We start from the raw sequence: 25,709 nt of genomic DNA on the forward strand, positions 1-25,709 counted from the left end.
CCGGTCCGACCAGTTCCACATCACGGTCGAGGTGGCGCCGCAGCGGGCGGGGTACCGGCCGGGAGAGGAACCCCGCTGGGGCGAGAGCCGCGGACCCACCTGCTACGGCCTGCCGGACTCGTACGGCAGCCAGGCCCACCCCAAGGGGCCAGTCCACTTCAGTGACGGCACCGCCGGCAGCGGGTCGAGCGCCGGCAGCGCCCTGCCCACCGCCTTCACCGGCGCCTCGGGCCTGGCCATCGGCAACGCCGACGCCGGCCTCGCCGGCACCGAGCAGGAGCAGCACGTCGTCGCCGCCCTGCTGTCGGACGACGGGTCAGCGGCCACGCCATCGGCCATCACCACCCTGCTCGCCGGACCCATGCTGCGCGGAACGGTGGTGAGCCAACAATGAACATCACCCCACCACGTTCTCCGCTCCTTCGTCGCTCCGATACTTGGCGAGGACCCCGATGAGCACCCGTTCCAGCCTCGTGAAGTTCATCGTGTTCGTCGTCGCGACCCTGCTGGCGACCGGCACGCTGGCGGCCACCATCGCCAACATCCAGTTCGGCGACAAGGCGACCTACACCGCGGTGTTCGACGACGTCACCGGGCTCGCCAACGGCCAGGAGGTGCGCATCGCCGGGGTCCGGGTCGGTGAGGTCACCGGCATCAAGGTCGCCCACGACCGCGTCCACGCCGACGTCGAGCTCAAGGTGCTGAAGACCAGCGTCCTCACCCAGGGCACCAAGGCGACCATCAAGTACCGCAACCTCGTCGGTGAGCGCTACATCGCCCTGACCCAGGAGGCCGGTGGTGCCCTGCCGCTCAAGGACGGTGCCACCATCGGGCTCGACCACACCCAGTCCGCCCTCGACCTCACCGTCCTGTTCAACGGGTTCAAGCCGCTGTTCGCCGCGCTGTCGCCCAAGGACGTCAACGAGCTGTCGGGCAACATCATCAGCGTCCTGCAGGGGGAGGGCGGCAACATCAACTCGCTGCTGGCCAAGACCGCGTCCCTGACCTCGACCCTGGCCGACCGCGACGAGGTCATCGGCCGCACGATCAGCAACCTCAACACCGTGCTCGGCACGGTCGACGAGCACGACGCAGCGCTCAAGGAGCTCATCGACCAGCTCCAGCGCTTCGTGTCCGGCCTCGCCGCCGATCGCGAGACCATCGGCGCCTCGCTGACCAACATCAACTCGCTCACGGCGCAGACCGCCGACCTGCTCGAGGTGACCCGACCGTCCATCAAGACGGACATCACCAACCTGCGCCAGCTCGCCACCGGCCTCAACAAGCCGTCCAACACGGCGACGTTCGAGAAGTTCCTCTCGACCTCGCCCGGCAAGATCGCGACCATCACCCGGACCGCGACCTACGGCTCCTGGTTCAACTTCTACCTCTGCGACTTCAGCGGCACCATCAAGCTGCCCGCCGGTCCGCCGGTGAAGCTGGACAAGCCCGGTGGCCTCAGCGCTGCGAGGTGCTCCTGATGGCCATCCCGTTCCGCGAGCGCAACCCCGTGCCGATCGGCGCGGCGGGCCTGCTGGTCATCGCCCTGCTGCTGGTGGTGGCGTTCAACATCCAGAGCATCCCGTTCATCGGTGGGGGCGACCACTACCGCGCCGCCTTCAGCGAGGCCGGCGGCCTGCTGAAGGGTGACGACGTCCGCATCGCCGGCGTCAAGGTCGGCAAGGTCGAGGGCGTCGACCTCGCCGGCGACCACGTCGTCGTCGACTTCAAGGTCACCGAGCCGGCGGCCTTCGGCACCCGGACCGGGGCCTCGGTGCGCATGAAGACCCTCCTGGGCCAGAAGTACCTCGCCCTCGAGCCCGGTGGCTCTGGCCAGCTGAAGGAGGGCAGCGAGATCCCGATCGACCGGACCGTGTCGTCCTACGACATCGTCAACGCCTTCAGCGACCTCGCGACGACGACCGAGCGCATCGACACCGGCCAGCTCGCCAAGTCGCTGACCACGCTCGCCACCGAGTTCAAGGACAGCCCGCAGGACGTGCGGGCCGCGCTCGACGGGCTGAGCCGCCTCTCGCGCACCATCGCCTCGCGCGACGCCGAGCTCAAGCGCCTGCTCGCCTCGGCCAACAGCGTCTCCGGCACGGTGGCGCAGCGCAACAAGGCCGTCGAGTCGATCATCAAGAACGCCGACCTGCTCCTCGTCGAGCTCGACAAGCGGCGCGAGGACATCCACACGCTGTTCGTCAACACCTCGAAGATGGCCCAGCAGATCACCGGCCTCGTCCGAGACAACCGCGCCGAGCTCAAGCCGGCCCTCGACCAGCTGACCAAGGTCCTCGCCGTCCTGCAGAAGCACGAGCAGGACCTCGGCGACACGATCGCCGCGATGGCGCCCTTCACCCGCCTGTTCGCCAACGTCCTGGGCAACGGCCGCTGGTTCGACACCTACATCCAGAACCTGACGACGCCCGTCGAACTGGGAGGCAACTGATGGCCCGCCTGCCCTCGCTGCCGCGCCTGCCCCACGTGGGCCTCGTACCCCGCCTCGTCGCCGCCCTCGCGGTGGTGGCGCTGGTGGCCGGCGCGTACGCGTTCTGGCCGCGTCACGAGACCGTACGGGTCACCGGCGAGTTCAGCCGGGCCGTCGGCCTCTTCCCGGGTTCGGACGTGCGCATCCTCGGGGTCCAGGTCGGCCAGGTGAAGCAGGTGACGCCCAAGGGCGACAAGGTCGAGGTGGTCTTCGAGTACGACCGCAAGTACAAGGTGCCCGCCGAGGCCAAGGCAGCCGTCGTCGCGCCCTCGCTGGTGAGCGACCGCTACGTCCAGCTCTTCCCTGCATACACGGGCGGGCCGGTCATGAAGGACCGCGCGCAGATCGGGCTCGACCGCACGGCGGTGCCCGTCGAGCTGGACCGCATCTCCTCGAGCCTGGACGACCTGCTGGTCGCCCTCGGGCCCACCGGGGCCAACAAGGAGGGCGCCTTCGCCCAGGCCCTCGACACGGGGGCGAAGAACCTCGACGGCCAGGGGCAGAAGATCCACGACACCAACCGCGACCTCAGCAAGGCCCTCGAGACCCTGTCTGGTGGCCGCGACGACCTGTTCGGGACGGTGAAGAACCTGCAGACGTTCACGACGATGCTGGCCACCAACGACCAGCAGGTACGCCGCCTCAACAGCGACCTCGCGAGCGTCTCGACCCAGCTCGACGCCGAGCGCGGCGACCTGGCCGCAGCGCTGAAGAACCTCGCCGTGGCGCTCAGCGAGGTCAGCTCCTTCGTCCACGACAACCGCGCCGGCCTCACCACCAACCTGCAGCAGCTGGCGTCGGTGACCGGCACGGTGGCCAAGCAGCGTGACGCCCTCGCCGAGACGCTGACCAACGCGCCCGTCGCGATCAGCAACCTGCAGAACGCCTACAACCCCAAGTCGGGCACCCTCGACACCCGGGCGAACATCAACGAGAACCTCAAGCTCCAGACGCTGCTGTGCAACCTCATCACGGCGAGCGGGCAGCCCGCGAGCGTCTGCAAGACGGTGGCCGGGGTGCTCAAGCCGGTGACCGACCTGCTCGACACCCTCAAGGGCGCCGGGGTGAAGCTGCCGCTCGACCTGCTCAGCGCCATACCCCGCTCGGAAGGTGGCATTGGCCCCGAGCCCGGCGCGGCCGCGGCCGGCGGCGCGCCGACCACCACCGTGCAGATGCGCGGCGCCGACCCCACCCTCGGTGGGCTGCTGGGGGGAGGGCGATGACCATGCGGACCACCGAGCCCACGGAGCCGCGCACCACCCGTACGCCGCGGAGCCGCCTGACCGTCGCCGGCCTCGCCGCAGCCGCGGTGCTGGTCACCAGCGGCTGCCAGGGAGCGTTCGACCTCCCGCTGCCCGGGGGCGCCGCGCAGCACGGCGACGTCATGCGGGTCACCGCGGAGTTCGCCGATGTCCTCGACCTCGTGCCCCAGTCCTCGGTGAAGGTCGACCAGGTCACGGTCGGCTCGGTCGAGAAGATCGAGCTCAACGGCTGGACGGCCCGGGTGACGCTGCGGCTGCCCAGGGACGTCAAGCTGCCCGACAACGCCGTGGCCGAGCTCAAGCAGACCTCGCTCCTCGGTGAAAAGTACGTCGAGCTCGGGCCTCCCACCACCGGCAAGCCCGAGGGCTCGCTCGGCGACGGCGACAACATCCCGCTCGACCGCACGGGCCGCAACCCGGAGGTCGAGGAGGTCCTCAGCGCCATGTCGCTGCTCCTCAACGGCGGAGGCGTCGCCCAGCTCAAGACCATCGAGGCCGAGCTCAACAACGCCCTGAGCGGCAACCAGACGCAGGTCCGCGACCTCATCAAGCAGCTCGACACCTTCGTCGGCGGCCTCGACCAGCAGAAGTCCGAGATCGTCCGGGCCATCGACAACATCGACAAGCTGGCAGCCAAGCTCGCCGCGCAGAAGGACGACCTCGCCCGCGCGGTCGAGGCGCTCCCCGGCGGCCTCAAGGTCCTGGCCGACCAGCGCAAGCAGCTGGTCCAGATGCTCGCGGCGCTGAGCCGCCTCGGGGCCGTCGGCACCGACGTCATCCGGCAGAGCAAGGACGACACCGCGGCCAACCTCAAGTCCCTCGCGCCGATCCTGGCGCAGCTGACCAAGGCCGGCGACGACCTGCCCAAGTCGCTGCAGCTCCTGCTCACCTATCCGTTCCCCGACAGCGCGACCGGCGCGATCAAGGGCGACTACACCAACCTGTCGGCCGACCTCGACCTCAACCTGGTCAACCTCGCGGGCAACCTCGGACTGCCGACGGCGCCCCCCACCGGGCTCCCGACGGGCCTGCCGACCGGGCTCCCCACCGGGCCGCTGCCGTCCCTCCCGCTGCCCACCGGCTCGCTGCCCAGCCTTCCGGGGCTGCCCGGCCTGCCCACCGGGTCCTCGACCTCCTCCGGGACCTCGACCACCTGCACGGGGCTGCTCTGCCCACTGGGCTCATCCCAGCAGTCGTCGCAGTCGGGGTCGGCACAGACCTCGGGCTCCGACGGCTCGTGGCGCTCGCTCTACGGAGGTGGCTCGTGATCCGCCGCTCGGTGAAGGTCCAGCTCTTCGCCTTCATGCTCATCACCCTGCTCACGGTCTCGGTGCTCTCGGCCCGCTACGTCGGGCTCTACGACCGCGTCGTGGGCGGCCAGTACCGCGTCTCGGCCGACTTCGCCCAGTCCGGCGGCATCTTCGTCGGCTCCGAGGTGTCCTACCGTGGCGTCACCGTGGGTCGGGTCGACCGCCTGCGGTTGTCCAAGGACGGCGTCGTCGTCGAGGCGAAGATCAAGCGAGGGGTGAAGATCCCCAAGGACACCAAGGTCGTGGTGGAGAACCGCTCGGCGGTGGGGGAGCAGTACCTCGACTTCCAGCCCCGTAGCGACCGCGGACCGGACCTCGCCGACGGCGACAGCATCCCCCGCAAGGACACCGGCTACCCCCTGCGCGTCGACACGCTGCTGCTCGACCTCGACCAGACCGTCAACTCGGTGGACCGCGGCGACCTCGCCACCGTGGTCGACGAGCTGGGCACCGGCTTCGCCCACGGCGGGCAGGACCTCCAGCGCCTCATCGACAGCGGCGACGCCCTCACCAAGGCGGCCACCGAGGCGCTGCCGCAGACCGAGAAGCTCATCGACGACGGCCGGATCGTCCTGGACACCCAGCGCGACACCTCGGGGCAGATCAAGGTCTTCGCCAAGAACTTCAAGGAGCTGTCGCAGACGCTCAAGACGTCCGACGGCGACCTGCGCCTGGTGCTGGACAGGGGAGCGGTCGCCTCCGGTGAGCTCGAGGCCCTGATCCGCGACAACAAGGGCAACCTCGCGGCCCTCCTGGCCAACCTCATCACGATCGGCCAGGTGACCACGTCGCGGCTCGACGGCATCCAGCAGCTGCTGGTGACCTACCCCGACGTCGTGGCCGGTGGGTACACGGTGGTCCCGGGGGACGGGACGGCCCACTTCGGGCTGGCCCTGGCCCAGGACCCGCCGGTCTGCACCCAGGGCTACGGCGGCACGAAGCGCACCAACCCCAAGACGACGACCAACCTGCCCCCGGTCAACACCTCCGCCCGCTGCACCGCGCCCCGCGGCTCGGGGACCACCGTCCGCGGCGCCCAGAACGCACCCGGCCCCGCGGGCGGCTCGAGCACGAACTCCACCCTGCCGCTCGCTTTCGGCGACCAGCCCGTATCCCCGGGCATGGCTGCCTCGTTGGGCATGACAACGCCACAGGTGTCGGTCCCCGTCCCCCCGTCTGGGGGTGACGGCAGCGATCCCTCGTGGTTGTGGATCATGAAGGAGGCTGCTCGATGAGCACGATCACCACCCACGCCGGGAGGGCGGTGAAGGCCGGACGCGCCCGCCCGGGCGCGGCTGCCGACACGACACAGCACGAGCTGCAGGACGGTACGGCGCCCGCCGCACCCTCGCGGGTCGGCGTCGCCCGCATCACGCCCCGCCTCGTCTGGGCGTTGGTGGTCCTCGCCCTCGCCGCGTCCGTCGCGCTGGGGGCCACGCGCGGTCGCGACTGGTACGCAGCCCGCCAGACCCAGCAGGCCCACGCCGCCGCGGTGGCCGCCGCCAGGCAGCTGGCCATCAACTTCGTCAGCGTCGACTACACCAAGGTCGACGCCGACACCGCCCGAGTCCGCGCCGGCGCCACGGGGCAGTTCCTCAAGAGCTACTCGACCTCCGTCGAGGAGCTGAAGAAGGTCCTCGTCGCCAACAAGACGGTGTCCACCGTCCAGCGCACCGAGGCGGCGCTGGTCTCGGGCGACCGCGACTCCGCGGTGGCGCTGGTGGGCGTCGTCGCCCCCACGAAGAACACCGCAGTCCCGGCGGGGGAGACCAAGACCTACCGGATGCGCCTGGAGCTGCGTCGGGTCGGCGAGGCATGGAAGGTGGAGAACCTTGAGTTCGTCGGCTGACACCCCCCGTCCCCGTCCCAGGGTGGCCGGGCACCGGGCCCGCGCCCGCGCGGCGGAGCCCGTCCACCGCACCGCAGAGCCCGCGCCGGTCACCGCGACCACGCCCGTCGTCGAGCCGGCCGTCGAGCCGGTTGTCGAGCCGGTTGTCGAGCCCAGGGCCGAGGGCGGCGGGCCCAGGGCCGAGGCCGGCGAGCCCAGGGCCGAGGCCGGCGAGCCCGGCGCCGAGGCCGCGGGGTCACCGTCCCGCAGCCGGGCCGGCCGGCGCCGGTGGGCAGTTCCCCTCGTGGCCCTCGTGGCCAGCCTCGCGGTGCTGGGCACGGTCCTCGGCGTCAGCCTGCGCGACTCCGGGCAGGAGGCCTCGGTCGAGCGCGCCGCCTCCAGCCAGGCGCGCACCTCGATCGAGCAGATGCTCAGCTACAACTACAAGACCATCGACGCCCAGTCGGCGCAGATCGAGGGCCTGCTGACGGGGGCCTTCAAGGGCGAGTTCACCGCCGCCATGGACAAGCAGATCAAGCCGCTGGCCGTGAAGAACCAGACGGTCGTGCAGGCCCGGGTGTCCGACATCGGGGTCATGAGCTCCACGCCGACCACGGTCAAGGTGATGGCCTTCGTCAACCAGGCTCGCGTCGGCAGCGACCAGAAGGACCCCGTTGTCGACCAGAACCGGGTCCTGGCGACCATGTCCAAGGTCGGCGACCGGTGGCTGGTGAGCCGCGTCGACGCCTTCTGAGCGCCCTCCCGCACCGACGCTGAGCTGCGGCGACGTCCCTCCCGGGACGTCGCCGCAGGCGTCTGCACCCACCGTTCGGCCCCCCACCCGTGTGGCGCCCTTGACGTGTGGGCGCCGGGGCGTCATCCTCGTCTGCGTCGCACCCGCCCCTTGTGGGGGCGAGACCCCCGTCAAGGCGTTGGACCTTCCCGCTGGACACGGTTGGACGAGGCTGCCCTTCTACTGTATGCTCATCCTTTGCGCTGCCCTCTTTCGTCGACCCCGCCCCAGACACCAGCCCTTCGTCGTGCCCTCCGGCACGAATTCGTGGCCAGGACCGTGACGGAGCCGTGATGGCGGCTGGCGCTACTTCGGTTTCGAACCATCAGTTTTAAGACAGGCCCGTGGAAGGACCCCTCCTTGGCTGCCTCGCGCAACGCGACTCAGACTGTGTCCACCGCACGGACGGCTTCCGGCCGTCTGTCGTTCGCGAAGATCCGCGAACCCCTCGAGGTCCCCGACCTCCTGGCGCTGCAAACGGAAAGCTTCGACTGGCTGCTCGGTAACGAGCGCTGGCAGGCCCGTGTCGCAGAGGCCAAGGCCGCGGGCCGGGGGGATGTGCCGGATCGCTCCGGCCTCGAGGAGATCTTCGAGGAAATCTCACCGATCGAGGACTTCAGCGGCTCGATGTCGCTGTCGTTCCGTGACCACCGCTTCGAAGAGGTCAAGTACTCCATCGAGGACTGCAAGGAGCGCGACCAGACCTACTCCGCGCCCCTGTTCGTCACCGCTGAGTTCATGAACACCACGACGGGCGAGATCAAGAGCCAGACCGTGTTCATGGGCGACTTCCCGCTCATGACCGAGCGCGGCACCTTCGTCATCAACGGCACCGAGCGCGTCGTCGTCTCCCAGCTCGTCCGCAGCCCGGGCGTCTACTTCGAGCGCACGCCCGACAAGACCTCCGACAAGGACATCTACACGTCGAAGATCATCCCGAGCCGCGGTGCGTGGCTCGAGTTCGAGATCGACAAGCGCGACATGGTCGGCGTCCGCGTCGACCGCAAGCGCAAGCAGTCGGTCACGGTGCTCCTGAAGGCCCTCGGCATGTCCGAGGCCGACATCCTCGAGGAGTTCGGCGACTACGAGTCCATGCGGCTCACCCTGGAGAAGGACCACACGGCCGGCCAGGACGACGCGCTGCTCGACATCTACCGCAAGCTGCGCCCGGGCGAACCGCCGACCCGTGAGGCCGCCCAGACCCTGCTGGACAACCTCTACTTCAACCCCAAGCGCTACGACCTCGCCAAGGTCGGCCGCTACAAGATCGACCGCAAGCTGGGCGTCGCCGCCGAGCTCGGCGACTCGGTCCTGTCGGTCGACGACGTGGTGGCCACGATCAAGTACATCGTCGCCCTGCACGCCGGAGAGACCACGCTCAAGGGCAAGAACGGCGAGGACGTCGTGGTCGAGGTCGACGACATCGACCACTTCGGCAACCGTCGCCTCCGCAACGTCGGCGAGCTCATCCAGAACCAGGTCCGCACCGGCCTGTCCCGCATGGAGCGCGTCGTCCGCGAGCGCATGACCACGCAGGACGTCGAGGCGATCACGCCGCAGACCCTGATCAACATCCGCCCCGTGGTGGCCTCGATCAAGGAGTTCTTCGGCACCTCCCAGCTGTCGCAGTTCATGGACCAGAACAACCCGCTCGCGGGCCTGACGCACAAGCGGCGTCTGTCGGCCCTCGGCCCGGGTGGTCTCTCCCGTGACCGCGCCGGCATGGAGGTCCGTGACGTCCACCCGTCGCACTACGGCCGCATGTGCCCGATCGAGACCCCTGAGGGCCCGAACATCGGCCTCATCGGCTCGCTGGCTTCCTACGGGCGGATCAACGCGTTCGGCTTCATCGAGACCCCCTACCGCAAGGTGGTCAAGGGTCGCGTCACCGACGACATCCAGTACCTGTCCGCCGACGAGGAGGACCGCCACGTCATCGCGCAGGCCAACGCCGTCATCGACGCCGAGGGCAACTTCACCGACGAGCGCGTCCTGGTCCGCACCAAGGGCGGCGAGGTCGACTACATCCCGGGTGAGGACGTCGACTTCATCGACGTCTCGGCCCGCCAGATGGTGTCCGCCGCGACCGCGCTGATCCCGTTCCTCGAGCACGACGACGCCAACCGTGCGCTCATGGGCTCCAACATGCAGCGCCAGGCGGTGCCGCTGGTCAAGTCCGAGGCTCCGCTGGTCGGCACCGGCATGGAGTACCGCGCCGCCCTCGACTCGGGCGACGTCGTCCGAGCCGAGGCCGCTGGTGTGGTCACCGAGGTCTCCGCCGACCTCGTCACCGTCGCCGGTGACGACGGCACCAGCCGCACCTACCGGATCGCGAAGTTCGCGCGCTCCAACCAGGGCACCTCCTACAACCAGGTCGTCGTGGTCAACGAGGGCGACCGGGTCGAGGCCGGCGGCGTCATCGCCGACGGTCCCGCGACCGACGGTGGCGAGATGGCGCTCGGGCGCAACCTGCTCGTGGCGTTCATGCCGTGGGAGGGCCACAACTACGAGGACGCGATCATCCTCAGCCAGCGCCTGGTGCAGGACGACGTCCTCTCCTCGATCCACATCGAGGAGCACGAGGTCGACGCCCGCGACACCAAGCTCGGGCCGGAGGAGATCACCCGGGACATCCCGAACGTCTCAGAGGAGGTCCTCGCCGACCTCGACGAGCGCGGCATCATTCGCATCGGCGCCGAGGTCCGCGACGGCGACCTGCTCGTCGGCAAGGTCACGCCCAAGGGTGAGACCGAGCTGACGCCGGAGGAGCGCCTGCTGCGCGCCATCTTCGGTGAGAAGGCCCGCGAGGTCCGCGACACGTCCCTGAAGGTGCCCCACGGCGAGACCGGCACGGTCATCGGCGTCAAGGTGTTCGACAAGGACGAGGGCGACGACCTGCCCCCGGGTGTCAACCAGCTGGTGCGCGTCTACGTCGCCAACAAGCGCAAGATCACCGATGGTGACAAGCTCGCCGGCCGTCACGGCAACAAGGGCGTCATCTCCAAGATCCTGCCCGTCGAGGACATGCCGTTCCTCGAGGACGGCACCCCCGTGGACGTCGTGCTCAACCCGCTCGGTGTCCCCGGTCGTATGAACGTCGGCCAGATCCTCGAGCTGCACCTCGGCTGGGCCGCCTCGCGCGGCTGGGAGATCGCCGGCAACCCGGACTGGGCCAAGCTCATCCCGGAGGACGCGCGCCAGGCCCCGGCCGGCACCCGCGTCGCCTCGCCGGTGTTCGACGGTGTGCGTGAGGACGAGATCGTCGGTCTGCTCGACTCGACGACCAAGACCCGCGACGACGTGCGCCTCATCGACGGCTCCGGCAAGTCCCGGCTCTTCGACGGCCGCTCCGGCGAGCCGTTCCCCGAGCCGGTGTCGGTGGGTTACATGTACATCCTCAAGCTGCACCACCTCGTGGACGACAAGATCCACGCCCGCAGCACCGGCCCGTACTCCATGATCACGCAGCAGCCGCTGGGTGGTAAGGCGCAGTTCGGTGGCCAGCGCTTCGGTGAGATGGAGGTGTGGGCCCTCGAGGCCTACGGCGCGGCCTACGCGCTGCAGGAGCTCCTGACGATCAAGTCCGACGACGTGCAGGGTCGCGTCAAGGTCTACGAGGCGATCGTCAAGGGCGACAACATCCCAGAGCCCGGCATCCCCGAGTCCTTCAAGGTGCTCATCAAGGAGATGCAGTCGCTGTGCCTCAACGTCGAGGTGCTCAGCAGTGACGGCACCTCCATCGAGCTGAAGGAGTCCGACGAGGACGTCTTCCGCGCGGCGGAGGAGCTCGGCATCGACCTGTCCCGGCGCGAGCCCAGTTCGGTCGAAGAGGTCTAGGGCGTCGGTGTGCCGCGCCCGCACCCCGGTGCCGCGCGGCACACCGCCCCTCCTCCCGACCCACCCCCAGACTTAACAAGAGACACGAGAGAAGGAACCACGTGCTCGACGTCAACTTCTTTGACGAACTGCGCATCGGCCTGGCCACGGCGGAGGACATCCGCCAGTGGAGCCACGGTGAGGTGAAGAAGCCGGAGACCATCAACTACCGCACGCTCAAGCCCGAGAAGGAGGGCCTGTTCTGCGAGCGCATCTTCGGCCCCACCCGGGACTGGGAGTGCAACTGCGGCAAGTACAAGCGCGTCCGCTTCAAGGGCATCATCTGTGAGCGCTGTGGTGTCGAGGTCACGCGCGCCAAGGTGCGTCGTGAGCGGATGGGCCACATCGAGCTCGCCGCCCCCGTCACCCACATCTGGTACTTCAAGGGCGTCCCGTCGCGCCTGGGCTACCTGCTCGACCTCGCCCCGAAGGACCTCGAGAAGGTCATCTACTTCGCGGCCTACATGATCACCTCGGTCGACGAGGAGCAGCGCCACAAGGACCTGCCCTCGCTCGAGGCCCAGATCGAGGTCGAGAAGAAGGAGTTCGAGAACCGTCGCGACTCCGAGATCGAGGCCCGGGCCAAGCGCCTGGAGTCCGACATCGCCGAGCTCGAGGCCGAGGGTGCCAAGGCCGACGCGCGCCGCAAGGTCCGCGAGTCCGCCGAGCGCGAGATGAACCAGATCCGCAAGCGTGCGGACCAGCAGATCGAGCGCATCGACCAGGTCTGGGACCGGTTCAAGAACCTCAAGGTCCAGGACCTCGAGGGCGACGAGATCCTCTACCGCGAGATGCGTGACCGTTTCGGCCTCTACTTCGAGGGCGGCATGGGCGCCGCGGCGATCCAGAAGCGCCTGCAGGACTTCGACCTCGAGGCCGAGGCCGAGCTGCTGCGCGAGATCATCGCCACGGGCAAGGGCCAGAAGAAGACCCGCGCCCTCAAGCGCCTCAAGGTCGTCACCGCGTTCCAGGCCACGACCAACAAGCCGGCCGGCATGGTGCTCGACGCCGTCCCGGTCATCCCGCCGGACCTGCGCCCGATGGTGCAGCTCGACGGTGGCCGGTTCGCGACCTCGGACCTCAACGACCTCTACCGTCGCGTGATCAACCGCAACAACCGGCTCAAGCGCCTGCTCGACCTCGGTGCGCCGGAGATCATCGTCAACAACGAGAAGCGCATGCTCCAGGAGGCCGTCGACAGCCTCTTCGACAACGGCCGTCGTGGTCGCCCGGTCACGGGCCCCGGCAACCGTCCGCTCAAGTCGCTGTCCGACATGCTCAAGGGCAAGCAGGGCCGGTTCCGCCAGAACCTGCTCGGCAAGCGCGTCGACTACTCCGGCCGCTCGGTCATCGTCGTCGGCCCGCAGCTCAAGCTGCACCAGTGCGGCCTGCCCAAGCAGATGGCGCTGGAGCTCTTCAAGCCGTTCGTGATGAAGCGCCTGGTCGACCTCGACCACGCGCAGAACATCAAGTCGGCCAAGCGCATGGTCGAGCGTGCCCGTCCGGTCGTGTGGGACGTCCTCGAAGAGGTCATCACCGAGCACCCCGTGCTGCTCAACCGCGCACCCACGCTGCACCGCCTCGGCATCCAGGCCTTCGAGCCGCAGCTCGTCGAGGGCAAGGCCATCCAGATCCACCCGCTCGTCTGCTCGGCCTTCAACGCCGACTTCGACGGTGACCAGATGGCCGTGCACGTGCCCCTGAGCACCGAGGCGCAGGCCGAGGCCCGCATCCTCATGCTCTCGAGCAACAACATCCTCAAGCCGGCTGACGGCCGTCCCGTGACCATGCCCACCCAGGACATGATCATCGGCCTGTTCCACCTCACCTCCGAGGTGGAGGACGGTCGGGGCACCGGTCGCGCGTTCTCCTCGGTCGCCGAGGCCCGCATGGCCTTCGACGCCGGCAAGCTCGAGCTGGGCAGCAAGATCAAGATCCGCCTGCTCGACGTCGTCCCGATCCCGGGCACCGAGCTGCCCGAGGGTGTCGAGGTCAACGAGCTGGGCCAGGTGCCCTCGCTCACCGTCGAGACCACGCTGGGCCGGGCGCTGTTCAACCAGACGCTGCCGGTGGACTACCCGTTCGTCGACGCCCCCGTCGACAAGAAGCGGCTGTCCACGATCGTCAACGACCTGGCCGAGCGCTACAGCAAGGTGCAGGTGGCGGCGAGCCTCGACGCGCTCAAGGAGTACGGCTTCCACTGGGCGACCCGCTCGGGCACCACGGTCGCCATCTCCGACGTTGTGACCCCGCCGCGCAAGCTCGAGATCCTCGAGGGCTACGAGACCAAGGCCACCAAGGTCCAGGTCCAGTACGAGCGAGGCCTGATCACCGACGACGAGCGTCGCCAGGAGCTCATCGAGATCTGGACCCAGGCCACCAACGAGGTCGCCAAGGAGATGGAGGCCAACCTCCCGAAGACCAACACCATCTACAAGATGGTCTCCTCGGGTGCGCGTGGTAACTGGATGCAGCTGCGCCAGATCGCCGGTATGCGTGGCCTGGTGTCCAACCCGAAGGGCGACATCATCCCGCGTCCGATCCGCGCGAACTTCCGCGAGGGTCTGTCGGTGCTCGAGTTCTTCATCTCCACGCACGGTTCGCGCAAGGGTCTTGCCGACACCGCGCTGCGTACCGCCGACTCGGGTTACCTGACCCGTCGCCTGGTGGACGTGTCGCAGGACGTCATCATCCGCGAGGACGACTGCGGGACCGACCGCGGCCTGACCATGCCGATCGCCCAGCGCACCAGCGCCGGCGCGCTCGTCGAGCACGACGACGTGGAGACCTCGGTCTACGCCCGCACGCTCGCCGCCGACGTCGAGAAGGACGGCTCCGTCCTCGCCGAGGCCGGCATCGACCTCGGTGACGTGGTCATCGACGCCCTCGTCGCCGCAGGCGTCGAGGAGGTCAAGGTCCGCTCGGTGCTCACCTGTGAGTCCCACGTCGGCACCTGCGCCGCCTGCTACGGCCGTTCGCTGGCCACCGGCAAGCTCGTCGACATCGGTGAGGCGGTCGGCATCATCGCCGCCCAGTCCATCGGTGAGCCCGGCACCCAGCTGACGATGCGTACCTTCCACACCGGTGGTGTGGCCGGTGACGACATCACCCAGGGTCTGCCGCGTGTCGTCGAGCTCTTCGAGGCCCGTACCCCGAAGGGTGTCTCCCCGATCGCCGAGGCCTCCGGCCGCGTCACGATCGAGGACACCGACAAGACGCGTCGCCTCATGCTGACGCCGGACGACGGCTCCGAGGAGCACGCCTACCCGGTGAGCAAGCGTGCGCGCCTGCTCGTCCAGGACGGCGAGCACGTCGAGGTCGGCCACCAGCTGACGGTCGGTTCCATCGACCCGAAGCAGGTCCTGCGCATCCTCGGGCCGCGTGCGGTCCAGATGCACCTGGTCGACGAGGTCCAGCACGTCTACCGCCAGCAGGGTGTGTCGATCCACGACAAGCACATCGAGGTCATCGTGCGGCAGATGCTGCGCCGGATCACGATCATCGAGTCCGGTGACGCCGACCTGCTCCCCGGTGAGCTGGCCGAGCGTGGCCGCTTCGAGAACGAGAACCGTCGCGTGGTGGCCGAGAACGGTCGCCCCGCCTCGGGTCGTCCCGAGCTCATGGGCATCACCAAGGCCTCGCTCGCGACCGACTCGTGGCTGTCGGCTGCCTCCTTCCAGGAGACGACCCGCGTGCTCACCGAGGCTGCGATGAACGCCAAGTCGGACCCGCTGCTGGGTCTGAAGGAGAACGTCATCCTCGGCAAGCTCATCCCGGCCGGCACGGGTCTCCCGCGCTACCGGAACATCAAGGTCGAGGCCACGGAAGAGGCCAAGGCGGCGATGTACTCGATGCCGAGCTACGAGTACGACTACCCGGTCTTCGGGCCCGGTTCCGGCGAGGCCATCCGCCTCGACGACGCCGAGCTCGGGCTCGACTGACGGTCGCTCGCACAGCACGACCCGAGGGGGTCGGCCCGGTTCGCCGGGCCGGCCCCCTCGGGCGTGCACCCTCGCCGCCGGTGGCCGGGGGAGGGGCCCCATACCGATTTGGTCGGGTCCCACGCAGGCGGTATCTTTGAACACTGTGTCTGAGGGCCAACCCTCGGGCATGCCCGCTGGAGCCGCCGCCGATCAGGCAGCCGGGCCAGCACACCTCTCGCCGGGCAACCCACGACCGATCCGCATGGATGGCGCGTGGGGAGTGCAGGGGAGAGCGCCGAGCGCGACACACCCGAGTGCGGGGGTCGGGCGGAGCGGCAACACCAAGGAGTGCCAGGGGGCGTCAGCCCCAGGGTGCAGAACATCAACTACGTACGGAGAACAGGTTGCCTACGATCAACCAGCTTGTGCGCAAGGGGCGCCAGGACAAGGTCACCAAGACCAAGACTCCTGCCCTCAAGGGCTCGCCCCAGCGCCGTGGCGTGTGCACGCGTGTGTACACCACCACCCCCAAGAAGCCGAACTCTGCCCTGCGCAAGGTCGCCCGTGTGCGCCTCACCAGCGGCATCGAGGTCACGGCCTACATCCCGGGCGTCGGCCACAACCTGCAGGAGCACTCGATCGTGCTCGTGCGTGGCGGTCGTGTGAAGGACCTCCCCGGCGTGCGCTACAAGATCGTGCGCGGCTCGCTCGACACCCAGGGTGTCAAGAACCGCAAGCAGGCCCGCTCCCGTTACGGCGCGAAGATGGAGAAGAAGTAATGCCTCGCAAGGGACCCGCGCCCAAGCGCCCCCTCGTCGTCGACCCGGTCCACAACTCCCCGTTGGTGACCCAGCTGGTCAACAAGATCCTGCTCGATGGCAAGAAGTCCATCGCGGAGACGATCGTCTACGGCGCCCTCGAGGGCTGCCGCGAGAAGACCGGGACCGACCCCGTGGTCACGCTCAAGCGTGCCCTCGACAACATCCGTCCCACCCTCGAGGTCAAGTCCCGCCGTGTCGGTGGCGCGACCTACCAGGTGCCGATCGAGGTCAAGCCCAACCGCGCGACCACGCTGGCCCTGCGCTGGATGGTCGGCTACTCGCGTCAGCGTCGTGAGAAGACGATGACCGAGCGCCTCATGAACGAGATCCTCGACGCGTCCAACGGCCTCGGTGCCGCGGTGAAGCGTCGCGAGGACACCCACAAGATGGCCGAGTCCAACAAGGCCTTCGCGCACTACCGCTGGTAGCAGCGCCCGGTGTGCCGCGCGCGTGACGCGCGCGGCACACCGGAAGGTGCGTGGTGCCCACGCGCCACCCGCACCACACAGATTTTTCGTAACGAGCGAGATGAGACGATCACATTGGCACTCGACGTCCTGACGGACCTGACCAAGGTCCGCAACATCGGGATCATGGCGCACATCGACGCCGGCAAGACGACGACGACTGAGCGCATCCTCTTCTACACCGGGGTCAACCACAAGATCGGTGAGACCCACGACGGTGCCTCCACCACCGACTGGATGGAGCAGGAGAAGGAGCGCGGCATCACGATCACGTCTGCCGCCGTGACCTCCTTCTGGGAGGGCACCCAGATCAACATCATCGACACCCCCGGTCACGTCGACTTCACCGTCGAGGTCGAGCGCTCGCTGCGCGTGCTCGACGGCGCCGTCGCGGTGTTCGACGGCAAGGAGGGCGTCGAGCCCCAGTCCGAGACCGTCTGGCGCCAGGCCGACAAGTACGACGTCCCCCGCATCGCGTTCGTCAACAAGATGGACAAGCTGGGCGCGGACTTCTACTTCACCGTGCAGACCATCAAGGACCGCCTCGGCGCCGAGCCGCTCGTGCTCCAGCTGCCGATCGGTGCCGAGAACGACTTCGTCGGTGTCGTCGACCTCATCTACCGCCGTGCGCTCGTGTGGCCCGGTGACGCCAAGGGTGACGTCACCATGGGTGCCAAGTACGAGATCCAGGAGATCCCGGCCGACATGGTCGAGAAGGTGGAGGAGTACCGCCACCAGCTCGTCGAGCGCGTCGCCGAGTCCGACGACGAGCTCATGGAGAAGTACCTCGGTGGCGAGGAGCTGACGCCCGAGGAGATCAAGGGCGCCATCCGCAAGCTCACGGTCAACTCCGTGCTCTACCCGGTTCTGTGCGGCTCGGCGTTCAAGAACCGCGGTGTGCAGCCCATGCTCGACGCGGTCGTCGACTACCTGCCGTCCCCCCTCGACGTCCCCCCGATGGTCGGCCACAAGCCGAACCACGAGGAGGTCGAGATGACCCGCAAGCCGAGCAAGGACGAGCCGTTCTCCGCCCTGGCGTTCAAGGTCGCGGCGCACCCGTTCTTCGGCACGCTCACCTTCATCCGGGTCTACTCCGGCCGCGTCGCCGCGGGCTCGCCGGTCGTCAACACGACCAAGGGCAAGAAGGAGCGCATCGGCAAGCTCTTCCAGATGCACGCCAACAAGGAGAACCCCGTGGACGAGGCCCTCGCCGGCCACATCTACGCGGCGATCGGCCTGAAGGACACCACGACCGGTGACACCCTGAGCGACCCGAACGAGCAGATCGTGCTCGAGTCGATGACCTTCCCGGACCCGGTCATCCAGGTGGCCATCGAGCCCAAGACCAAGGGCGACCAGGAGAAGCTGTCGACGGCCATCCAGAAGCTCTCCGCCGAGGACCCGACCTTCCAGGTCCACCTCGACGAGGAGACGGGCCAGACGATCATCGCCGGCATGGGCGAGCTCCACCTGGACATCCTCGTGGACCGCATGAAGCGCGAGTTCAAGGTCGAGGCCAACGTCGGCAAGCCGCAGGTGGCCTACCGCGAGACCATCCGCCGCACGGTGGAGAAGCTCGACTACACCCACAAGAAGCAGACGGGTGGCTCCGGCCAGTTCGCGAAGGTCCAGGTCTCCATCGAGCCCCTCGACACCACCGAGTCCGGCGAGCTCTACGAGTTCGAGAACAAGGTCACCGGTGGCCGCGTCCCGCGCGAGTACATCCCGTCGGTCGACGCCGGTATCCAGGACGCCATGCAGTACGGCGTGCTCGCCGGCTACCCGCTGGTCGGGATCAAGGCGACCCTGCTCGACGGTGCCTACCACGACGTCGACTCCTCCGAGATGGCGTTCAAGATCGCCGGCTCCATGGCGCTCAAGGAGGCCGTCCGCAAGGCCGACCCCGTGCTCCTCGAGCCGATGATGGCCGTCGAGGTGCGCACGCCCGAGGACTACATGGGCGACGTCATCGGTGACATCAACTCCCGCCGTGGCCAGATCCAGGGCATGGAGGACATCAGCGGCGCCAAGGTCGTCCGCGGCCTGGTGCCGCTGTCCGAGATGTTCGGCTACGTCGGCGACCTGCGTTCCAAGACGCAGGGCCGCGCGAGCTTCTCCATGGAGTTCGACTCCTACGCCGAGGTCCCCAAGGCCGTCGCCGAGGAGATCATCAAGAAGACCCGTGGTGAGTGACCGCTAAGATCAACGGTCGAAGCACGGTCTGACCCCCAGCACCACCCCCCACAGCGCGCCACGTCCCACCTGGGCACAAAGGCGTTCCACCAAGAAGAGAGTCCTGAGGAGGACACCAAGTGGCGAAGGCAAAGTTCGAGCGGACCAAGCCGCACGTCAACATCGGCACCATCGGTCACATCGACCACGGTAAGACGACGCTGACGGCTGCGATTTCCAAGGTCCTGCACGACAAGTACCCGGACCTGAACCCGCAGTTCGCGTTCGACGACATCGACAAGGCGCCGGAAGAGAAGCAGCGCGGCATCACGATCTCGATCGCGCACATCGAGTACCAGACGGAGGGTCGTCACTACGCCCACGTCGACTGCCCCGGTCACGCTGACTACGTGAAGAACATGATCACGGGTGCCGCGCAGATGGACGGCGCGATCCTCGTGGTCGCGGCGACCGACGGCCCGATGCCGCAGACGAAGGAGCACGTCCTCCTGGCCCGCCAGGTCGGCGTCCCCTACATCGTCGTGGCGCTCAACAAGGCCGACATGGTCGACGACGAGGAGATCCTCGAGCTCGTCGAGATGGAGGTCCGCGAGCTGCTGTCCTCCTACGAGTTCCCCGGCGACGACCTCCCGGTCGTCAAGGTCTCGGCGCTCAAGGCGCTCGAGGGCGACCCGGAGTGGGGCCAGTCGGTCCTCGACCTCATGGACGCCGTCGACACCGCGATCCCGGAGCCCGAGCGCGAGATCGACAAGCCGTTCCTCATGCCCGTCGAGGACGTCTTCACGATCACCGGTCGTGGCACGGTCGTCACCGGCCGCATCGAGCGCGGTGTCCTCAAGGTCAACGAGGAGGTCGAGATCGTCGGCATCCACACCGGCCCGCCGGCCAAGACCACCGTCACCGGTGTCGAGATGTTCCGCAAGCTCCTCGACGAGGGTCGCGCTGGCGAGAACGTCGGCCTGCTCCTTCGTGGCACCAAGCGCGAGGACGTCGAGCGTGGCCAGGTCGTCGTCAAGCCGGGTTCCATCACCCCGCACACCGAGTTCGACGCGAACGTCTACATCCTGTCCAAGGACGAGGGTGGCCGTCACACGCCGTTCTACGACAACTACCGTCCGCAGTTCTACTTCCGGACGACTGACGTGACCGGTGTCGTGCACCTCCCCGAGGGCACCGAGATGGTCATGCCCGGTGACAACACCGAGATGAAGGTCGAGCTCATCCAGCCCATCGCCATGGAAGAGGGCCTGAAGTTCGCCATCCGCGAGGGTGGCCGGACCGTCGGCGCCGGCCGCGTCACCAAGATCATCAAGTGATCTGACGCACCCAGCACCACCCGGAAGGGCCCCGCAGCTTCGGCTGCGGGGCCCTTCTGCATGCCCCGGGCTGCCGGGCGGTGGTCAGCCGGCGTCCGCCAGCAGCTCGGGCCCCACCTCTGCCACCGAGCCGACCCCGCAGAGCCCCAGCGTGAGGTCGAGCTCGGCGACGACGTTCGCGACCACGTCGCGCACCCCCGCCTGGCCGTCGAGGGCGAGGCCGTAGACGTAGGGCCGCCCGAGGGCGACGGCGTCGGCGCCGAGGGCGAGGGCCTTGACGACGTCGGCGCCGGACCTCACCCCGCTGTCGAGGACGACGGCCGTCTGCGTCCCGACCGCGGACCGGACCGCGCCCAGGGCGTCGAGCGAGGCGACGGCACCGTCGACCTGGCGGCCGCCGTGGTTGCTCACCACCACAGCGGCCGCGCCGAGGTCCACCGCTCGACGCGCGTCGTCAGGGTGCAGCACCCCCTTGACCACGACGGGCAGCCGGGTGCGCCCGGGCAGGGTGGCCAGGTGGTCCCAACCGAGACCGGGGTTGGAGTAGATGTCGAGGAAGGTTTCGACAGCCGCCCGGGGCACGGGGGAGCGAAGGTTGGCCAGCCACGACCCCGGGTGCTCGCGGCTGATCGAGAGCAGCGACCGCAGCGCACCGACAGTGACCTCGACGTCCCGGTCGCGCCCGGTGGGGGCGTCGGCCACGCGCTCCGCCACGATCTGCCTGAACCGGGGGTCCGAGGTGTACTGCGCGATGCCGATGCCTTGGGAGAACGGCAGGGAGCCGAGGTCGAGGTCGCGGGGTCGCCAGCCGAGCATCGTGGTGTCCAGGGTGACGACCACGGCTCCTGCGCCGCTGGCCTCGGCCCGCTGCAACAGGCTGTCCACGAGGTCCTCGTCGGTCGACCAGTACAGCTGGAACCACCACGGGGTGTCGCCCATGGCCCGTGCCACGTCCTCCATCGGGGAGCAGCCCTGGTTGGAGACGATGTACGGAGTGCCGAGCTCGGCTGCTGCCCGCGCGACCGCGAGGTCGCTGCCCCGCGCCACCAGGCCCGCCGCGCCGATGGGCGCGAGCAGGAGGGGGGAGGGCAGCCGCTGGCCGAGCAGCGTCGTGGACAGGTCACGCTCGCGGTGGCCGGCGGCCATCCGGGGGACCAGCCGACGTCGCTCGAACGCCGCCCGGTTGGACCGGATGGTGGCTCCGCTCCCGGCCCCACCCGCGACGTACGCCCACGCCTTGCGGCTCATGGCCCGCCGGGCACGGCGCTCGAGCTCGGCGGGGTCGGCAGGGACGGTGGGGCGGCGACCCAGGACGCCGGCGCCGTAGACCTCGGCCTGCCGTGCCCGCCCGGGGCCCACGGGGATCCTCATGTCGCGATCCTGTCACCACGTGCATCCGTCTGGGGCAGACCCCGTTTGGGTCCATGGAATCTGGTGCGCCTGTGCAACCGTCATTCTGCGTAGACAGGGCCATGACATCCGGCATCGGTGACCGGCGGAATCCGGACGAAACTTCGTGAGGGGGACGCGGCCCCGCGGGCCCCGCAGCTCTTCACCCTTCGGAGGTCATCGCGGCATGAAAGCTCTCACCAGGAGTCAGGCAGGGTTGGCAGTCACGAGCTGCCTCGCCCTGACCCTCGCCACCCCCGGCCTGGCGCAGGCCGGAGGCAGCCCGAGCCGGCACGTCCTCGGGCACGCCCCGACGTGGACGGCACGGGCCCACCACGTCGGCCACCTGTCCGGTTCGACCCAGCAGGACCTGAGCTTCGTGCTCAACCTGCGCGACGCGTCCGGAGCGGAGGCACTCGCCGACGCCGTCTCCACGCCGTCGAGCGCGCAGTACGGGCACTACCTCAGCGCCGCGCAGTGGCGAGCCCGTTTCGCCCCGACCGACGCGCAGGTCCGGGCGGTCTCGGACTGGTTGACGTCCAACGGGTTCCACGTCGTAGAGGTGCCTGCCAACCACCGGTACGTCAGGGTCACGGCCTCGACGTCGACCACGGAGAAGGCACTGTCGACGCAGCTGGACGCCTACGTGAAGGACGGCCACGACGTGACCGCACCGGCTGCGGAGTACTCGGTGCCCGGTGCCCTCGCGGGGGTCGTGGCCGGGGTGGGCGGTCTGGACACCTCCCAGCGCACGGTGCCGCTGCACACGACGCCCGACACCACCGAGCAACGCGCCGGGGCCGCCTCCAGCGCGACCAGCGAGCTGCTGCCCCCGCCCGACCCGGTGTTCAGGAACGCGACCCCCTGCTCGTCCTACTACGGCGAGAAGATCGCCACCGGGGTGCCGCAGCTCGTCAAGAACCCCCAGCCCTACGCGCCCTGCGGCTACAAGCCGGCCCAGGTCCGCGGTGCGTATGGCACGCAGACCGCCCTTGCGGGAGGACTCGACGGCAGCGGCGGCACGGTCGCCATCGTCGACGCCTACGCGTCGCCCTTCATCGCGCAGGACGCCGCCACGTACGCCCGGCGCAACGACTCCGCGCACCCGCTGCGGTCCGGCCAGCTGAAGCAGATCGTGCCCAGGTCCTTCACGCACGCGAAGCTGTGCGGCCCGGGTGGGTGGTACGGCGAGGAGACCCTCGACGTCGAGGCCGTCCACGCCACCGCGCCCGGCGCCAAGATCCTCTACGTCGGCGCCAGGAGCTGCCTGGACTCCGACATCAACGCCGCGGTGAACACCATCGTCGACAACGAGCTCGCGCAGGTCGTCTCCAACTCCTACGGCGAACCCGACGACGCCGTGCTGGCCTCGGACCTCGTGGCCCAGCACCAGACCTTCCTGCAGGCCGCAGCGGAGGGCATCTCGATGGTGTTCTCCTCGGGTGACGACGGCGACGAGATCCTCAACACCGGGACCCGGCAGACCGACTCGCCGGCCTCCGACCCCAAGGTCACCGCGGTGGGCGGCACGTCCCTGGCCGTGACGAAGTCCAACGGCTACGGGTTCGAGCAGGGTTGGGGCACGGGCAAGTCGACCCTCGTCGACGGCGCCTGGACGCCGGTCCCCCCGGCCTACCTGTACGGCGGCGGAGGCGGCACCAGCCACCTGTACCGGGAGCCCGACTACCAGAAGGGCGTGGTCCCGGACCAGCTCGCCGGCTACTTCGGCGACGGGACGATGCACCGGGTGGTGCCCGACGTCGCCATGGTGGGCGACCCGAACACCGGGTTCCTCGTCGGCCAGAGCCAGACCTTCCCCGACGGGAGCATCCGCTACTCGGAGTACCGCATCGGTGGCACCTCGTTGTCCTCGCCGCTGTTCGCCGGTGTCGTCGCGGTGGCCAACCAGGTCCACGGCGCGCCGCTGGGCTTCCTGAATCCGCGTCTGTACGCGCTCTCGGGCAGCTCGGCCCTCCGCGACGTCGACCACGGCCGGCGGGTCACCGACGCCGTCGTCCGGGTGGACTTCGTCAACGGGTTCAACGCCAGCGACGGCACGGTGACGTCCCTGCGGACCCTCAACCAGACGGGGACCATCTTCACCCGTCCCGGGTACGACGACGTGACCGGCGTGGGGAGCCCGCACGGCATGGCGTTCCTCACCGCGATGGGCGCCCGTCACTGAGGCACACCGGACCGGTCGGCGGCGCGGCCGCCGGCCGGTCCGTGGTGTCCGGACGTTTGCCGGTCGTCGGGGCGGGCACTCCCACGGTGTCCCCCAGACGAAGGAGCACCATGGCCACCCCAGGCACCAGCGCCGAGAAGTCGGCCACCGCACCGCCGCCGGACGACAGCAGCAAGCCCGACTCGCTGGGTGACCTGCCGAGCCGGTCCTGGACCTACACCGCGAAGAAGGCCTGGGCGGAGTTCTCCCGCGACCAGTGCACCGACCTCGCCGCAGCGCTGACCTACTACTCAGTGCTCTCGCTGTTTCCCGCACTGCTGGCGCTCATCTCCCTCCTCGGCGTCTTCGGCCAGGGCGAGTCCACCACCAACGCCCTCCTCGACCTCGTCCGGTCCCTTGGGCAGGGCGACACGGCCAACCAGCTGCGCGGCCCCATCACGCAGATGACCCAGAACCACTCGGCAGGCTTCGCCCTGGTGTTCGGGCTGCTCGGCGCCCTGTGGTCGGCCTCCGGCTACGTGGGCGCGTTCGGGCGGGCCCTCAACCGCGTCTACCAGGTGGACGAGGGGCGACCGGCGTGGAAGCTGCGCCCGCTGCAGCTGCTGCTCACCCTGGTCGGCGTCATCGCCGTGGCCCTCGTGCTCGTCGGCCTGGTGGTGACCGGTCCGCTGGCGCAGTCGGTCGGCGACACCATCGGCCTCGGCAAGGGCGCGGTCACCGCGTGGAACATCGCCAAGTGGCCGGTCATGCTGGCCATCGTCGTGGTCCTGGTCGCGATGCTCTACCACGCGACGCCCAACGTGCGGCAGCCGAAGTTCCGGTGGATGAGCGTCGGCGCCGCCATCGCCATCCTCGTGTGGATCGTGGCGTCGGTGGCCTTCGGCTTCTACGTCGCCAACTTCGGCTCGTACAACAAGACCTACGGCTCGCTGGCCGGGGTCATCGTGTTCCTGCTGTGGCTGTGGCTGACCAACCTGGCCCTGCTCTTCGGTGCCGAGGTGGACTCCGAGCTCGAGCGCTCCCGCGAGCTCGTCGCGGGCATCGAGGCCGAGCGCACGCTGCAGCTGCCGCCGCGGGACACCAAGGTCTCGGAGAAGAAGGCGCAGAAGCTGCGCGAGCACGAACAGGAGGGCCGCGAGCTGCGCGAGGAGGCCGTGCGGCGCGGCGCCGGGGAGGGCGACGGGCACCGCGTACCCTGACGCGACGCGCCACGCGCGCGGGGATGCGGTGCCCGCCCACCGCGATTTGGTAGGTCGCGGGGGCCTCTGGCACACTGGACCGGTTGCTTGACGCGCGCCGTTGACCCATGTCGACGCCGCCACCCCCGGTGACACACCTCGAACCGAGCCACCTGAGCTCGGGGCGACACTCCAGGGAAGCGCAAGCCCCGGCCTTGCCGGACTGAACCGACCCGTACGACCACTGCGTGAGAGCGCATGTCGTCGGGCCGCGGAGCGGGTGCGACACACCCGACCGCGGGGGTCGGAGAAGCCCACAGGGTCGGCCACAAGCTAGATGTTCGGCGAGAGAGAGACGTAACGGAGATGGCGGGACAGAAGATCCGCATCCGCTTGAAGTCGTATGACCACGAGGTCATCGACAACTCGGCGCGCAAGATTGTCGACACGGTGACCCGTGCTGGCGCGACGGTGGTCGGCCCCGTGCCGCTGCCCACGGAGAAGAACGTCTTCGTGGTCATCCGTTCGCCCCACAAGTACAAGGACAGCCGCGAGCACTTCGAGATGCGCACCCACAAGCGCTTGATCGACATCATCGACCCGACGCCGAAGGCCGTCGACTCGCTGATGCGCCTCGACCTGCCGGCTGACGTCAACATCGAGATCAAGCTCTGAGG

The 25,709-nt window shown here is 69.0% G+C and carries 17 protein-coding genes and 1 pseudogene; 17 read left to right on the top strand and 1 reads right to left on the bottom strand.

What is annotated here, in order from left to right; all coding sequences use genetic code 11:
• From ASG70_RS19495 to tuf, 14 genes and pseudogenes are all read left to right on the top strand, one after another.
• Positions 1-394 (top strand): annotated as a pseudogene (locus tag ASG70_RS19495) (mammalian cell entry protein); the annotation flags it as partial.
• Between the two features lie 58 nt (positions 395-452).
• On the top strand, positions 453-1,481 hold the full coding sequence (locus ASG70_RS07685) for an MlaD family protein (RefSeq protein ID WP_056883283.1): 1,029 nt from the start codon (positions 453-455) through the stop codon (positions 1,479-1,481).
• Positions 1,481-2,452, top strand: a complete 972-nt coding sequence (locus tag ASG70_RS07690) for an MCE family protein (RefSeq protein WP_056883284.1) — start codon at positions 1,481-1,483, stop codon at positions 2,450-2,452. Before ASG70_RS07685 ends, ASG70_RS07690 begins: the two co-directional genes overlap by 1 nt.
• The gene (locus tag ASG70_RS07695; protein ID WP_056883285.1) at positions 2,452-3,714 is read left to right on the top strand and encodes an MCE family protein; all 1,263 of its coding nucleotides are present in this window, start codon (positions 2,452-2,454) and stop codon (positions 3,712-3,714) included. Before ASG70_RS07690 ends, ASG70_RS07695 begins: the two co-directional genes overlap by 1 nt.
• A gap of 2 nt (positions 3,715-3,716) precedes the next feature.
• A complete protein-coding gene (locus ASG70_RS07700; RefSeq protein WP_056884060.1) occupies positions 3,717-5,021 on the top strand; it encodes an MCE family protein in 1,305 nt (434 codons plus the stop codon).
• A complete protein-coding gene (locus ASG70_RS07705; RefSeq protein ID WP_056883286.1) occupies positions 5,018-6,298 on the top strand; it encodes an MCE family protein in 1,281 nt (426 codons plus the stop codon). Before ASG70_RS07700 ends, ASG70_RS07705 begins: the two co-directional genes overlap by 4 nt.
• A complete protein-coding gene (locus ASG70_RS07710) occupies positions 6,295-6,912 on the top strand; it encodes a hypothetical protein (protein ID WP_235531398.1) in 618 nt (205 codons plus the stop codon). Before ASG70_RS07705 ends, ASG70_RS07710 begins: the two co-directional genes overlap by 4 nt.
• Before the next feature lie 22 nt (positions 6,913-6,934).
• Positions 6,935-7,645 (top strand): hypothetical protein, encoded by a 711-nt coding sequence (locus ASG70_RS07715; RefSeq protein WP_056883287.1) that lies wholly within the window; start codon positions 6,935-6,937, stop codon positions 7,643-7,645.
• A 399-nt stretch (positions 7,646-8,044) separates the two neighbouring features.
• The gene (gene rpoB, locus ASG70_RS07720; protein ID WP_056883288.1) at positions 8,045-11,521 is read left to right on the top strand and encodes a DNA-directed RNA polymerase subunit beta; all 3,477 of its coding nucleotides are present in this window, start codon (positions 8,045-8,047) and stop codon (positions 11,519-11,521) included.
• 101 nt (positions 11,522-11,622) lie between these two features.
• The gene (locus tag ASG70_RS07725; protein ID WP_056883289.1) at positions 11,623-15,501 is read left to right on the top strand and encodes a DNA-directed RNA polymerase subunit beta'; all 3,879 of its coding nucleotides are present in this window, start codon (positions 11,623-11,625) and stop codon (positions 15,499-15,501) included.
• Positions 15,502-15,887: 386 nt separating this feature from the next.
• Entirely contained in the window at positions 15,888-16,262 is a 375-nt protein-coding gene (gene rpsL / locus ASG70_RS07730) for a 30S ribosomal protein S12 (RefSeq protein ID WP_056883290.1), read from the top strand.
• On the top strand, positions 16,262-16,732 hold the full coding sequence (rpsG, locus tag ASG70_RS07735) for a 30S ribosomal protein S7 (protein WP_056883291.1): 471 nt from the start codon (positions 16,262-16,264) through the stop codon (positions 16,730-16,732). Before rpsL ends, rpsG begins: the two co-directional genes overlap by 1 nt.
• Before the next feature lie 114 nt (positions 16,733-16,846).
• Positions 16,847-18,964 carry an elongation factor G gene (gene fusA / locus ASG70_RS07740; RefSeq protein WP_056883292.1) on the top strand — a complete coding sequence of 706 codons (2,118 nt, stop codon included), beginning with the start codon at positions 16,847-16,849 and terminating at the stop codon, positions 18,962-18,964.
• Between the two features lie 119 nt (positions 18,965-19,083).
• Positions 19,084-20,280: an elongation factor Tu gene (gene tuf, locus ASG70_RS07745; RefSeq protein ID WP_056883293.1), complete on the top strand. Its 1,197-nt coding sequence runs from the start codon at positions 19,084-19,086 to the stop codon at positions 20,278-20,280.
• Positions 20,281-20,364: 84 nt separating this feature from the next.
• Here tuf and ASG70_RS07750 read toward each other — a convergent pair whose 3' ends face one another.
• A complete protein-coding gene (locus tag ASG70_RS07750) occupies positions 20,365-21,651 on the bottom strand; it encodes an alpha-hydroxy-acid oxidizing protein (protein ID WP_056883294.1) in 1,287 nt (428 codons plus the stop codon).
• Positions 21,652-21,886: 235 nt separating this feature from the next.
• On the opposite strand from ASG70_RS07750, the gene ASG70_RS07755 reads away from it, so the two are divergent.
• From ASG70_RS07755 to rpsJ, 3 genes are all read left to right on the top strand, one after another.
• Positions 21,887-23,854 carry a protease pro-enzyme activation domain-containing protein gene (locus ASG70_RS07755; RefSeq protein ID WP_200949229.1) on the top strand — a complete coding sequence of 656 codons (1,968 nt, stop codon included), beginning with the start codon at positions 21,887-21,889 and terminating at the stop codon, positions 23,852-23,854.
• Between the two features lie 110 nt (positions 23,855-23,964).
• Complete coding sequence (locus tag ASG70_RS07760) at positions 23,965-25,053, top strand: YihY/virulence factor BrkB family protein (RefSeq protein ID WP_056883295.1); 1,089 nt, start codon at positions 23,965-23,967, stop codon at positions 25,051-25,053.
• A gap of 345 nt (positions 25,054-25,398) precedes the next feature.
• Positions 25,399-25,707 (top strand): 30S ribosomal protein S10, encoded by a 309-nt coding sequence (gene rpsJ / locus ASG70_RS07765; RefSeq protein WP_009775966.1) that lies wholly within the window; start codon positions 25,399-25,401, stop codon positions 25,705-25,707.
• Positions 25,708-25,709: the final 2 nt, after the last annotated feature.

It is taken from the genome of Phycicoccus sp. Soil748 (assembly GCF_001428025.1).
Classification (GTDB): Bacteria; Actinomycetota; Actinomycetes; order Actinomycetales; family Dermatophilaceae; genus Pedococcus.

What these genes read in the sequence shown, in the direction of transcription:
- ASG70_RS07685 (WP_056883283.1), top strand. Translation starts at nt 453, where the DNA reads ATGAGCACCCGTTCCAGCCTCGTGAAGTTCATCGTGTTCGTCGTCGCG.
- rpsJ (WP_009775966.1), top strand. Translation starts at nt 25,399, where the DNA reads ATGGCGGGACAGAAGATCCGCATCCGCTTGAAGTCGTATGACCACGAG.
- ASG70_RS07700 (WP_056884060.1), top strand. Translation starts at nt 3,717, where the DNA reads ATGCGGACCACCGAGCCCACGGAGCCGCGCACCACCCGTACGCCGCGG.
- ASG70_RS07750 (WP_056883294.1), bottom strand. Translation starts at nt 21,651, where the DNA reads ATGAGGATCCCCGTGGGCCCCGGGCGGGCACGGCAGGCCGAGGTCTAC.
- ASG70_RS07690 (WP_056883284.1), top strand. Translation starts at nt 1,481, where the DNA reads ATGGCCATCCCGTTCCGCGAGCGCAACCCCGTGCCGATCGGCGCGGCG.
- rpsG (WP_056883291.1), top strand. Translation starts at nt 16,262, where the DNA reads ATGCCTCGCAAGGGACCCGCGCCCAAGCGCCCCCTCGTCGTCGACCCG.
- ASG70_RS07710 (WP_235531398.1), top strand. Translation starts at nt 6,295, where the DNA reads ATGAGCACGATCACCACCCACGCCGGGAGGGCGGTGAAGGCCGGACGC.
- ASG70_RS07760 (WP_056883295.1), top strand. Translation starts at nt 23,965, where the DNA reads ATGGCCACCCCAGGCACCAGCGCCGAGAAGTCGGCCACCGCACCGCCG.
- ASG70_RS07695 (WP_056883285.1), top strand. Translation starts at nt 2,452, where the DNA reads ATGGCCCGCCTGCCCTCGCTGCCGCGCCTGCCCCACGTGGGCCTCGTA.